Source organism: Chitinophaga qingshengii (assembly GCF_014529935.1).
In the GTDB taxonomy this organism is placed as follows: Bacteria; Bacteroidota; Bacteroidia; order Chitinophagales; family Chitinophagaceae; genus Chitinophaga; species Chitinophaga qingshengii.
Window position 1 is genome coordinate 1075802 of sequence record NZ_JACVFC010000001.1, and the last position, 13139, is coordinate 1088940.

General features: G+C 50.5%; 8 protein-coding genes. 4 read left to right on the forward strand and 4 right to left on the reverse strand.

From position 1 onward, the window contains the following. Positions 1 to 224: 224 nt before the first annotated feature. Both ICL07_RS32365 and ICL07_RS03815 read left to right on the forward strand, forming a co-directional pair. The gene (locus tag ICL07_RS32365) at positions 225 to 2444 is read left to right on the forward strand and encodes a glycosyl hydrolase family 8 (protein ID WP_188086609.1); all 2220 of its coding nucleotides are present in this window, start codon (positions 225 to 227) and stop codon (positions 2442 to 2444) included. 460 nt (positions 2445 to 2904) lie between these two features. Beyond that, complete coding sequence (locus ICL07_RS03815) at positions 2905 to 3312, forward strand: response regulator (RefSeq protein ID WP_188086610.1); 408 nt, start codon at positions 2905 to 2907, stop codon at positions 3310 to 3312. On the opposite strand, the gene ICL07_RS03820 is transcribed toward ICL07_RS03815, so the two are convergent. From ICL07_RS03820 to ICL07_RS03835, 4 genes are all read right to left on the reverse strand, one after another. Continuing rightward, positions 3305 to 3799 carry a DUF421 domain-containing protein gene (locus tag ICL07_RS03820; protein WP_188086611.1) on the reverse strand — a complete coding sequence of 165 codons (495 nt, stop codon included), beginning with the start codon at positions 3797 to 3799 and terminating at the stop codon, positions 3305 to 3307. The two genes, ICL07_RS03815 and ICL07_RS03820, sit on opposite strands and share 8 nt — an antisense overlap. Before the next feature lies 1 nt (position 3800). Continuing rightward, positions 3801 to 4274: an inorganic diphosphatase gene (locus tag ICL07_RS03825; protein ID WP_188086612.1), complete on the reverse strand. Its 474-nt coding sequence runs from the start codon at positions 4272 to 4274 to the stop codon at positions 3801 to 3803. Positions 4275 to 4371: 97 nt separating this feature from the next. Further along, entirely contained in the window at positions 4372 to 8571 is a 4200-nt protein-coding gene (locus ICL07_RS03830) for a PAS domain S-box protein (RefSeq protein ID WP_188086613.1), read from the reverse strand. A 73-nt stretch (positions 8572 to 8644) separates the two neighbouring features. Then, the gene (locus ICL07_RS03835; RefSeq protein ID WP_188086614.1) at positions 8645 to 9856 is read right to left on the reverse strand and encodes an MFS transporter; all 1212 of its coding nucleotides are present in this window, start codon (positions 9854 to 9856) and stop codon (positions 8645 to 8647) included. A 160-nt stretch (positions 9857 to 10016) separates the two neighbouring features. On the opposite strand from ICL07_RS03835, the gene ICL07_RS03840 reads away from it, so the two are divergent. Then, a complete protein-coding gene (locus tag ICL07_RS03840; RefSeq protein ID WP_188086615.1) occupies positions 10017 to 11312 on the forward strand; it encodes a sensor histidine kinase in 1296 nt (431 codons plus the stop codon). Between the two features lie 233 nt (positions 11313 to 11545). Beyond that, entirely contained in the window at positions 11546 to 13138 is a 1593-nt protein-coding gene (locus ICL07_RS03845; RefSeq protein ID WP_188086616.1) for an ABC-F family ATP-binding cassette domain-containing protein, read from the forward strand. The last annotated feature ends 1 nt before the right edge of the window (position 13139 follow it).

Consider the following 13139-nt stretch of genomic DNA (forward strand, 5'->3'; position numbering starts at 1 on the left):
CACTGCAGCTGAACCCTTTCCCAACGAAGATCATAAGCAAACATCCTTAACAGACGGAGACCCATGACACGATAGCCGAACGAAGATCGTAAGCAAACACCTGTTACAAACGGAGACATTGTACTGATGCAGTCAGACCTACAACTGACAGCGCCCCGCTATGTAATTACCTGAACGGACAACCAGGATCTTTTCTTTAATAATTCACCTAAAAACAAACCCTTATGATCAAACATTTATCGTTTTTGTTAGCAGTACTGTTGAGTACTGCCGGCATTTGCGTACAGGCACAAAACAAGCCTTTTCCGCAAGCCATCAGTTACCCCAACTGTATCAAGCCCAACAACGTTACCCAGGCAGCCATGAACGCCAGCGTAGCCAGCTATTACGATTACTGGAAAGCTGCTTATCTGAAAAACAACCTGACCACACTCCCGGGTGGTTACTATGTAAAAGGCGATATTACCGGCAACCCGGACGGCTTCGTAGCACTGGGATCTTCAGAAGGACAAGGTTACGGCATGGTCATCGTGGCACTGATGGCCGGTCATGATCCCAATGCCCAGACTATCTTCAACGGCTTATTTAAAACTGCCAGAGCGTACCACAGTGTCAACAATCATAAGCTGATGGGTTGGGTAGTAGCCAATGCCACCGCTGCGCAAGGTCATTTCGACTCCGCCACAGACGGTGATATGGACATTGCCTACGCACTTATCCTGGCACACTACCAATGGGGCTCCGGCGGCACCATCAACTATCTCGCAGAAGCCAAAGACATGATCAACAACGGCCTGAAAGCCAGTTACGTTACCAACAGCAAACGCCTCGGTCTCAGCGACTCCGATTCCAAATCCACGCTGGATACCCGTCCATCCGATTGGATGATAGACCACATGCGCGCCTTCTACCAGGAAACCGGCGACGCCACCTGGAACACGGTGATTAACACCTGTTATAGCGTATATTCCCAATTCTCCGCTACCTATACGCCTAACACCGGCCTCATCTCCGACTTCGTGGTAAAGAACCCTCCGGAACCAGCCCCCCAGAACTTCCTGGATGAGTACCCCCCTACCAATGAGTACAATTACAACGCCTGCCGCGTACCGCTGCGCATCGTAATGGACTATGCCATGTTTGGCAACAGCAACGCCCTTACCATCACCAACAAGATGGTGAACTGGATTAAAACCAAAACCAATAACAATCCCACCGCTATTGTAGACGGCTACAAACTGAACGGCAGCAACCGCGGCACCGGTCAGGAAGCCGTATTCATCGGGCCCTTTGTGGCAGCATCTGTCGTTAGCAGCAATAACCAGGCTTTCCTCAACGCCGGCTGGAACTGGCTAAAGTCCGCCAAAAGCGGCTACTACAGCGACTCCTACGGACTGTTATGTCAACTCTTTATCTCCGGTAACTGGTGGATCCCCGGCAGTGGCGGCGGTCCGGTAAATGTACCGCCTACCGTGAGCATCACTTCCCCTGCTAACAATGCCGCCTATACGGCGCCGGCTTCCGTTACCATCAATGCCGATGCCGCCGATAGCGATGGTACCGTTACCAAAGTGGAATTTTTCAATGGCAGCACCAAACTGGGCGAAGATACCTCCAGTCCGTATTCCTATACCTGGAACAACGTAGCAGCGGGCACTTACAGCCTTACCGCCAAAGCCACCGACAACGGTAACAGCAGCACCACCTCTTCGGCTGTCAGCATTACCGTAAGTGCCACACCCGGCTGCAACCCCGTGGAGGCCAGCGGCGATGACGGCAACGTAGCCGCCAATGTACTGGACAACGACCTGAACACCCGCTGGTCTGCCAGCGGTGATGGACAGTGGATACAGTTCTGCCTGGGCAGTGCCCAATCGGTCACCGGTGTGGATATCGCCTTCTACAAAGGCACCGAACGCAAAGCCAAATTCGATATCCTCGTGAGCAACGACGGTACCAACTGGACCACCGTAGCCGCCGGCCGCCAGAGCAGCGGCACCTCCAATGCGTTTGAATCGTTCAACTTTACGGCAGTAACGGCGAAGTATGTACGAATTCTCGGTCATGGCAATAACGTGAACGCCTGGAACAGCTATACCGAGGTAAAAGTAAAAACGCAGACAGCCTTTGCTGCAGCGTCGTCCATCGCTGTCATCCACCCCGTGAATGATGCGCCCAAAGCTGCTAAGCTGCAGGTAGATGCTTATCCGATCCCCTTCCGGGAAGATTTACATGTGACCTATACACTCGAAAAAGCGGGCGTGGCCAGTGTCATTGTATACAACCTCACCGGCCAACCGGTAGCAGTGCTGGCGAACGGACAACAGTCCGCAGGCAGCCATCAGGCTACTTTCCATGGCGGACGTCAGGCAGCCGGTGTATATATCATCAAATTGGTACAGGATGGTAATACCGTCATTAAAAGGATCGTGAAAGAGCAATAAATTTGAGTATTTGGTTATTTGATTATTTAGAAAATGCGGCGGATATCAATCGCTGCATTTTCTAAATAATCAAATAACCAAATAACTAAATCATCAAATTACCGGTTGGCGTGTATGCGCCAAATAACATTACCGGCATCATCCGTCACCGGTAAATCGCCGTCCGCCAACATATGTGATGCCTACCGGACGGCCATGGCCCCATAGCTGCCGCCTACCCGTCACCCGGTCCATTCCTACAGGGTTACGCAGTTCCGGATGGTGGCCGATCCTACGCCAATATAAAGTCCTGTTAATACAACTCCCATACCTTCACATTAGCTGTCGCAACAATATATTACTGATATTATTATTTGATTTTATGTTTTTATTGACCGATATTTATACACCCTATGAAAATATCAAACTGAGAAATTTAGCTAGGAATTTTTCATTTGTAAACCTGATTTAACCATATAACATGAAGCCACACACCGTCCTTGTTATCGACGATGATGCTGATGACAGGATTTTCTTCAGTGAAGCCATTAAGAAAGTCTCGCCAGAAGTGGAGACTCATTACTGCGAAAGCGGTATCCAGGCCATAGATCTGCTTTTCAGTAAAAAACTGGTCAATCCGGACTACATTTTCCTGGACATGAACATGCCGATGATGAACGGCAAGGAATGTTTAATAGAGTTGGGGAAGCTTATTCAGCGGAGCATTACCAAGGTAGTGGTGCTGAGTACCTCCAACATGGTGGAAGACGTACAGGAATCCATGGCGCTGGGCGCCCGCCTGTTTCTCACCAAACCGGATTCTTTTGATGCCCTTTGCCGTATTTTAAAAGATGTGCTGGAAGAAAAATGGCACAAATGTTTTAAGTAGTTTTCTTCACCAGGAAACTAATCCTTCCGTTGCATTCCATGTATGCTTTCTCTATCCTTTCCAGTGAGTCCTGTTTTGTTTCGAGTTTAAGACTTTCCATCAGATCAGATTTACTCAAAGAAGCGAACTTCATGTTTTCCCAGTGGATTTGCCCGCTCTCGCAGAGTAACAGGGGTTTGCCCTTTATGATACCATTGACCTTATCATTGGCAGCGCATGCCCATGCTATCAGCCGGTTGATGGTCACCATTACAGTTGCCGCAACAACGGTGGACCAGTAAGGCGACGCGCCTACTACTCCCCTGGCGAGAATAGCACCCAGCATGATAATGATAATGGTGTCGAAAGGAGAACGTTTTCCGAAGATGCGCATACCGCCCAGCCGGATGAGGGTTAGTGCGATAAAAAACATACAGCCCGCGCGTACAGACATTTGCAGTACGTCCAGCTTTTCTCCGTCGCCCCAGATGGTATCAAGGAAAGACATATCACACGAATTTTATCTGTTCATAGGCCGGCGCAGCGTCGAGGTAACCGGCAGGTTTGAATATTTTGCCTTCCAGTTCATGATAGGCGGTAAAAAACCGTTCCAGTTCCCGCATCATTCTGTCCGGCACCACATCCAGCTCCTTATACATCCTGGAAAGGAAAGGTACCGCCACGTAGCGGTCCCGGCGCACCGGCTGCCCATCTGCCTCATATATAACCGCCTTGATAGCGCCAATTAACCGGCATTTCATCATACAGCCGGTAAATGTTTTGAATTCAGACAGCACCATCACATCCAGCGGATTACCATCTTCCGTCCGGGTGCCCGGAATAAACCCCATATCAAAGGGGAACATCATACCCGCAGGCAATGCCTGGCTTAACACAAAGAATCGCGACACGGGGTCGAAATCATATTTTTCACTGCTCCCTTTGGGTGTTTCAATCACCACATGCAGCTCTTTTATAATCATGAATACGCAATTAACCTGGTCAACAATAAAAGAGATAAATAGGCGGACAGCTGCATCGATCAAAAAAAGTACCAATCGAAGAAGGCTGATTGAATATTTACATAGCAGGCAAAACAACATTAAAGACGGCGCCTTCGCCCAATGCGCCAAATGCACGGATACATCCTTTGTGGTTAATGGCGATCTTGTTGCACAGCGCCAATCCGATACCGGTGCCTTCATATGCCGTGCGGTTATTGAGCCGCTGGAAGATCTGGAAGATCTTGTCTTCATACACCTGGTTAAACCCGATACCATTATCTTTCACGGATATCAGGTGGTAGGTACGGCTGGTATCCAGTTCGGGATAACCGGCAAAATCTTCGGGCAATAACAAGCGCGCGCTCACGTGAATATACGGGTCGCGGTCTTCTGCAGTGAACTTCAGCGCGTTGCCCAGTAAGTTATACAACAGTTGAGTCATCTGCAGCGGCACGGCCGGAATAGTGGGCAACGGGTCCACGATGACCGTTGCATTTTTCTGACCAATGCTCACCTCAAAATCGTTGAGTACATGTACCATTATCTCGTTGAGGTCAGTAGGCACAAAGGCTTCGTCGGTCCGGTTAAGGCGGGAGAAATTCAGCAGGTCATGAATCAGCTGCGACATCCGCCGGGCGCTGATCATCATTTTTTCGATGTACAGTTTACCGGTGTCGCTGAGCATATCCTGCCGGGAATCACAAAGCAGGCCTGCAAAAGTATGGATCTTGCGCAAGGGTTCCTGTAAATCGTGACTGGTGACAAACGCAAATTGTTCCAGTTCCTTGTTGGACTTCTCCAGGTAATAGTTGGCCTCTGTAAGTTCAATTGTCCGTTGCGCTACGATGGCCTCCATTTCCTGGGCTACCTGCATATACCGCGCTTCACTTTCCTGTAAGGCGGAGAACAGCTTTTTCTGCTCCGTTACATCGCGGGCAATTTTTGAAGCGCCTACAATACGGCCCCTGGCATCTTTCAAGGGAGAAACCGTGAGGGAAATATCCAGCAGCCGCCCGTCTTTGGTACGACGTTTTGTTTCAAAGTGCTCTATTTTGACGCCTCTTCTCAGGCGGTCTATGATCTCCACCTCTTCCTGCGCCCGGTCAGGCGGAATAAGCATCATGATCGATTGACCGACGGCTTCACCGGCAGTATAACCAAACAGTTTTTCCGCCCCGGGGTTCCAGCTGGTGATGATCCCCTCCAGTGTTTTACTGATAATCGCATCATCAGATCCCTCAACGATGGCTGCTAAGCGGGCCATATGAATCTGGGCGGCTCTCAGCTCAGTGATATCGATCAGCATATTAACGGCGCCGGCTACACGACCGTCTTCGTCTATAATAGGATCGGGGTAAGGTTGTACATTTCTGCGGGTACCATCCGGTCTTTCCACTATAATTTCCTCCTCGCGGACCACTTCTCCTGTTTGTAAAGCCCTGGCCATGGGACAGGTTTCCAACGGCATCGGGGTGATACCATCCGTATCAAAGATTTTCCAGGAGCCGCACCACATGTCTTTTCCCACAACAGGCGCCCGGCCCCATAAAGCTACTGCCGCCTCGTTATACCAGAGAATACGGCCTTCTGCATCACAGGTATAGATGGCCGCCGGCAGGTTTTGTAACAAATGCCGGTAGTAACGTTCACTGCTGGCCAAGCGTTGCAGGGCCCTCACCTGGTCCGTTACTTCCACCGCTACCATCATAATACCGGTAATGCTGCCCTGGTAATCCTGTATAGGGTGAAACACATAATTAAAATAATGTTTGACATCCAGCCGGCGGTAGGCCAGGGTCATCTCCTCCCCTTTGCCTTCATAAGGTTGGCCGGTCAGCAGTACATTGTCCAGTATTTCCCGGTACCCTGCATCCTGCAGCCAGGGTACTACTTCCAGCAGTGGTTTACCGACAAACTGCGCTTCCGTTAAACCGGTCAATTCCAGATAGCGGCTGTTGGCCAATTCTACGATATGATCTTTACCCCTTAGTAACAGGATGGCCACCGGGGCCTGCCGGAACACGTCCCGTAGCTGGTTGGCTACATGGTTCCGCACTTTTGAAGTATTGACATTGGCATCTACCCTGGATATCAGTTCCCGGGAAGAGAAGGGTTTAGCCAGATAGTCATCTGCTCCTGCTGCCAGCCCTTCTACCGTAGCTTCTTCACCGGCTCTTGCAGACAACAGCAATACCGGCAGATGCATAGTATCGGGGTTATCCTTCAGTAGTTTCACCAATCCAAAACCATCTACCAATGGCATCATCACATCGCTGATCACCAGATCAGGCAAACGCCGCTGAATAGCTTCCAATGCGGCAACACCATCTCTGACAGCGATCACCTCGTAGCGGTCGCCCAATAATTTGCAGATATAATCCCGCATGTCTGCATTGTCATCCGCCAGCACGATACAGGGTTTTTCCGGTTGTGCCGTACCGGATAACCGCTCCTGTTCAGGGATATCCCAGCGGGAGGCTTCCTCCACAAAAGCATGCTCCCCACCCGTATAGGCGTGACCGTGAGAAGGAGAAATTTTGTCCGCCGGCAGGTGTGCATATCCTAATGGAATACTGACCGTGAAGGCAGTGCCTTCGTTTTCCTGGCTGCTGACCTGTATATTGCCGCCATGCAGCTTTACCAGTTCATGCACCAGCGAAAGCCCGATACCGGTACCTTCCTGGCTCCTGCCACTGTTGTTGTGCACGCGGTGAAAACGTTGAAAAAGATGTGGCAATTCCTGCAGCGGAATGCCCACGCCGGTATCTTCCACGGTTAACTCCAGGGAATCGTTATGTTCCTCCAGGCGAATGGTAATCTGTCCTTCCAGCGTGTATTTAAAAGCATTGGAAACGAGATTCAGTACAATTTTCTCCCACATATCCCTGTCTACATATACCTCCCTTGATAACGGCCGATAGCTGGTTACCAGCGCCACGCCCGCCTTCCGGATAGCCGGCTCAAAATTGCTGACCAGGTCGCGGGTAAATGCGGCGATGTCTACCGGGGCGTAGCTGGCATGCATTCTTCCGGCTTCAATGCTGGAAAAATCCAGCAACGAATTCACCAGTTTCAGCAGGCGGCGGGTATTGCGTTGTGCCAGCTGCAATTCTTCCTTCATACCCACAGGCAGTTGATCAGCGTGTTGCAGCATATCTTCCAGTGGTCCCAGCATCAGCGACAGCGGTGTTCTGAATTCGTGGCTGATATTGCTGAAGAAAATGGTTTTGGCGCGGTCTATTTCCATCAGGGAGTTCACCCGTTGTTGTTCTTCTTCATAAGCCCGGGTACTGGCTATCGCGGCGCCAATGTGATCGGCCACCAGCTGAAAAAAGGACTGATAGCGCTCATCCAGCTGCCGGTAAGGATTGAGGCCGATGATGAGCAGACCATAGGGTGATTCTGCATTGTTGTAAGACACCGGCACTACCCAGGCCTGGTCGGGCGACTCTTTCCAATCTCCCCCCGGCAACGCTCCTACCTTACTCCGCAAATGTTCCACGAGCAAGGGCCGGTTGAGCCGGAGTGTCGCCGCTACCGGCCAGAACAGGCTTTCATCGTGCGTGGTAACCTGGCGGGGAAAAATATTTTCCGGCAGGTCATTTACCGTATAGCCTTTCAGGTTAGCAGACGCCTGATCCGCCACATAAAAAAAAGCAAAGGGGAAATCCGACCGGTTTTCCTGTAATGCCAGCAAACTGTTGGTATATACTTCCTGTATCCGTTTGTTATTGAGATTAAAACGGGCCAGGTCTCTCAAAGTACGCATCTGACGGGCAGATACGATACGGTCGGTATCATCCGTATTGGCGCAGAGGATACCCTCCGGTACGCCATTATTGCCGGGGATAGGGCTATATGAAAAAGTGTAGTAGGTTTCTTCCGGGTAACCGTTGCGTTCCATGATCAGCTGCAACGCCTCGTCGTACGTGCCTTCGTTGTTGCTCAGGCACTGCTCTACGCGCGGCTCAATCGTATCCCATATTTCCTTCCATACCATATGGGCCGGCTGTCCCAGGCAGGCAGGGTGTTTGCCCCCCACAATCGCCCGGTAAGCATCGTTATAAAAATTAAGCAACTCAGGTCCCCACCAAACAAACATGGGCTGACTGGAAGTAAGGATAATCCGTAAGCAGGTTTTCAAGCTGGCAGGCCATTGATCTACCGCGCCAATGGAGGTTTTCTCCCAGGGGTAACTACGAATCAGGGCGCCGGTTTCACCACCACCGGCAAGAAAAGGATATTTATCGCTATTAACTGTATCAACAATGGCCATCAGGTGTATGTCGTTTAAATCCGCTATAAATATAAGGATTTAAATGAACCGGCTAACACGAAATGGTGATGCATCAGGCCGCCACGGCCTTGTTCAGAGAAAGCCGCCATAAGCCGATCACGCTGATGATACATACCACAACCAGCACCGCCCAAAACACCACGAAGCCCCAGCGTTCGATGATAAGCGTTCCGCTTCCCGGTCCCAGCACCAGCGCCACCGACCAGGTCAGCGAATAAGCCGCTGCATAACGTCCCCGGTTACTATCGTTGGAACGTCCCATGATAACGGAGTTGATAAATGGAAAAGCCATCATTTCACCTATGGTAAAAAATACCACTGCCAGCAATGCCAGCAGAATTGGCCATACCGGCGGCATCAGGAAAAACAGGTACCCGACGGTGGTTACCACCACACCGCCTATAATGTAGTACATGGCTGTTTTACGGGATTCCCAGTGCCTTACCAGCACCATCTCAAACAGGGCGATGATGATACCGTTCAGGCCCAGCAACAGTCCTATCACCGATTCATTGATATGCCAGTTCTCTTTCCAGTAGATAGGTACCAGGCGGAAAATAAGACTGAAAGAAGTGGTATATATCGCTACCCAAATCAGGAAACGGAACAGGAATTTATCTTTCCAGATAGGCAGGTCCCGGGAAACGCCTGCTACCGCCGCTTTTTTGGGGACACCCTGGCGATGAGGCAATAAAAAGGTGATCAGCAAACCTACCAGGATATAGACACAGCCTTCTGACCAGAACAACAGGTGATAGTTGATGGCAGCCAGTATCCCACCCAGGGAACTACCCAGGGCCCAACCCAGGTTGGTGGCCAAACGATTCAGTGAATAAGAACGGGTGAGGTTCTCCGGTTTGGAGTAAGCAGCAATAGCAGCACCATTGGCAGGGCGGAAAGCTTCGGCTACAAAGCTCAGCACCACCGTCATCACACACAAGACAGGAAAATGGGTGATATACCCGAAAGCAAGGAATAAAAAGCCGCCGATCACAGATGCAAATATCTGTACGGCACGGAAACCCAGTTTATCAATAAAATAGCCACTGGCTAAAGTGCCCAGCACCGCCCCCACTCCAAACAAGGTAATGATAAGCCCTGCATCCGCAATATTCCGGTGCAGGCTTTTGGTGAGGTAGATACTCATAAACGGCGCCACCATCGTCCCCGTACGGTTAATCAATATCACCAGGCTCAGCAGCCAGGTTTCCCTGCTCAGGCCACTGAATGAAGACCGGTAAGTCTGCGCAATCTTTGCTAGCATGTTCCCTTCTTTGTTTCTTTAAATGATTCGTTTGGAAAAATATGGTACGCTTTTTAGTATGTAAATTTCACATTAAGCTGCTAGTTTTAATTAGTCCAGTTTAGAGATTTCAGGTAGACCAGTTCTCCTGCTATTTATTTAGCTTTGTTACATGCCATCTATGAAAGTTAACTTTACAAAACGCATACAACAAAAGATCCTGTACCTTGTAGGCCCTCCCGAAACCGTTACCCTGGAGAACCGCATTTTCAACTCGATGTGTTTGATTGCAATGGTGGTAAGCCTGGTGCAGGCGCCGTTTAACTATTTCACCGGCCTGCAGATGACCGGCTTTATTTTCGGCATCCTGCTGATAGCCTTATGTGGCCTCTATTACCTTTCCCGCTTCAGAAACCGCGCAGCACTGAGTATAGCCATTACCGTTGTACTGGTCAACCTGTTGTTTGCCTGGATCTATTTTGTCAGCTCCGGTATTTCCGGCGCCAGCCTGATGACGTTTACCCTCACCTTTTTTCTTATCATGATGGTAGCGCCCCGCGGGCAGTATGTAATATGGCTGGTATTCAACCTGTTGCTGATGGCGGGCATTATATTGACAGAGTACTATCATCCCGAACTGGTGCCCAATATGTATCCCGACCACGCGTCTAAAATAGTGGACCTCTCCGCTACCTATCTCACCAGCGTATTGGTTATTTTCTTCGGTACCATCTACCTGAAAAATGCCTATAACCGGGAGAAACAGCAAAGAGAAGAGAAAACCCGGGTACTGGAAGTACTGAATACGGAGAAGAATAAACTGTTTTCCATTATTTCGCATGACCTGCGCAGCCCCATGGCTTCCATTCAATCTTATCTTGAACTAATGAAAGATATACAGCTGCCGCCGGAACAAAAGCTGCAACTGGAAGCAGAGCTGTTGCAGATGGTGAACAACACGCAGGACATGCTGTACAATATACTGCTATGGTCCAAAGGCCAGCTGCAGGGACTTAGCGTACACCTGGCGCCTGTCAACGTGCACAAGGCGGTGATGCCCGTACTGGACATTCATTCGACCTTTATCACCAACAAACGACTGCAACTGCATACCGATATTGATAAAGACCTTACCGCCATGGCAGACCTCAACATGTTGCAGCTGATTATCCGTAACCTGGTGGGCAATGCCATTAAATTCACGCCGCCCGGCGGGCAAATCACCCTGGAGGCACACCGGCAGGACCAGCAATGCCAGATTGTGATCCGCGACACCGGCACCGGCATAGATCCCAAACGCACGCCGGAGATCTTCTCGCTCAAAGCCCGGTCCACCTTTGGAACCGGCAATGAGAAAGGAATTGGCCTCGGCCTCTACCTCTGCAGCGAATATACCGCTGTACAGCAGGGCCGTATCTGGTTTCAGAACAATCCGGACAAAGGTTGCTCGTTTTTCCTGTCTTTTCCTTTGGCCTGATCACAGAAAATTGTATCTTTGCCCCATCATGTGAGCATTACCCACACACATATAATTCTTTGTTCCGCTCCGGAACCTTGCGTCCAGCAAGTCATTTAGCATATAATTTTATTGACATAAACAAATCGGCCCGGCATGCCCGGAGATTATTTTTTCACCTAAATTTTTACCCATGAGACAAGTAGCACACACCATCACCCGGAATTTTATTGTTTATATGACAAAGAAAAAACATGCTACTTACCGCACAACATATCCATTTTCAACTGCCACCCAACCGCGTATTATTTGATGACCTGCATTTCACCCTTGACAAAAACGACCATGCCGCCATTACCGGCGACAATGGCGCCGGCAAGTCTACCCTGCTGAAAATACTGGCAGGCATACTCGCGCCCCAAAGTGGCACCATTATCCGAAATGCGCCACTGTATTATGTTCCGCAACATTTCGGGCAGTTCAACGACCGGACCGTAGCGCAGGTATTGGGTATAGACGCCAAAATACACGCCCTGCAGGCCATTCTCAACGGCGATACACAGGAAAGTCATTTCGATGTCCTCGGTGACGATTGGGATATTATGGAACGCTGCGAACAACTGTTCGCCCGCTGGAATATTGCCCATATTCCGCTGACAACGGCGTTTTCACAGCTGAGCGGCGGAGAAAAAACCCGTACTTTCCTCGCAGGCAGCGACCTGGTGGCGCCTGCCGCCATCCTGCTCGACGAACCTACCAACCACCTCGACAAGACCGCACGGGCACAGCTATACGAATGGGTGGACCGCAGCAGCAAAGCTTTACTGGTGGTGAGCCACGACCGGCAACTGCTGGAATTGTGCCACCCTATCTGGGAACTGTCCAACGCCCGTATGCAGGTATATGGCGGTAACTATTCTTTCTATGAAAGTAAAAAAGCAGAGGAGAAAGCCGCCCTGCAACAACAGATCGCTCATGCGGAGAAAACGCTGAAAGAAGCGAGGGCCGCGCAACAACAGGCTTTTGAAAAACAGCAGCGGGAGAATGCCCGGGGCAACAAAAGCCGCAAAGAAGGTGGTTTGCCCAAAATCCTGATGAATGGCCGCAGAGACCAGGCCGCCAAAACCACTGCCCGTCAGCAGGAGGCGCACGCGGAAAAAGTCGCCGGGCTGCAAGCCACACTGGATGCCGCTTCGTCCAACGACCAGGTGGCCCGTATCATGAAAGGGCATTTCGCCACCCCTCCCGGCCACAAAGGGAAAATACTGGTGCAGGCAGAAAAGCTCAACTATGCCCATCCTGGTAATGAGCCACTGTGGCCGCAGCCGCTCGATTTTATCATTAAAAGCGGCGACCGCCTCGCCATTGCCGGCAACAACGGCAGCGGTAAATCCACCCTCATTAAACTGATCACGGGAAAACTGCCGCCCCAACAGGGACGCCTATACGTAGCTTCCTTCAGCAGCCTGGTATTGGACCAGGACTATAGCGATATAGACCGTAGTAAAACCGTATGGCAACAGGCGGCTGATAACAATGAAATCAAGTTGCCGGAAGGTGCGCTCAATACGATGCTGGTGCGGTTCCTCTTTGGACCCGATACCTGGAGCAAATCCTGTAGCGCATTGAGTGGCGGGGAAACCCTGAGGCTGGCGCTGTGTTGTATGACGCTCCGGAGCCAATCGCCCGATATGATCATCCTGGACGAGCCCACCAACAACCTCGATCTGACCAACATCCAAATGTTGACGCAGATATTCGCGGCCTACCAGGGAACGCTGGTGGTGGTATCGCACGACGCCCGCTTCCTGTCAGAAACGGGCGTCACGGAAACATTACAATTATAAC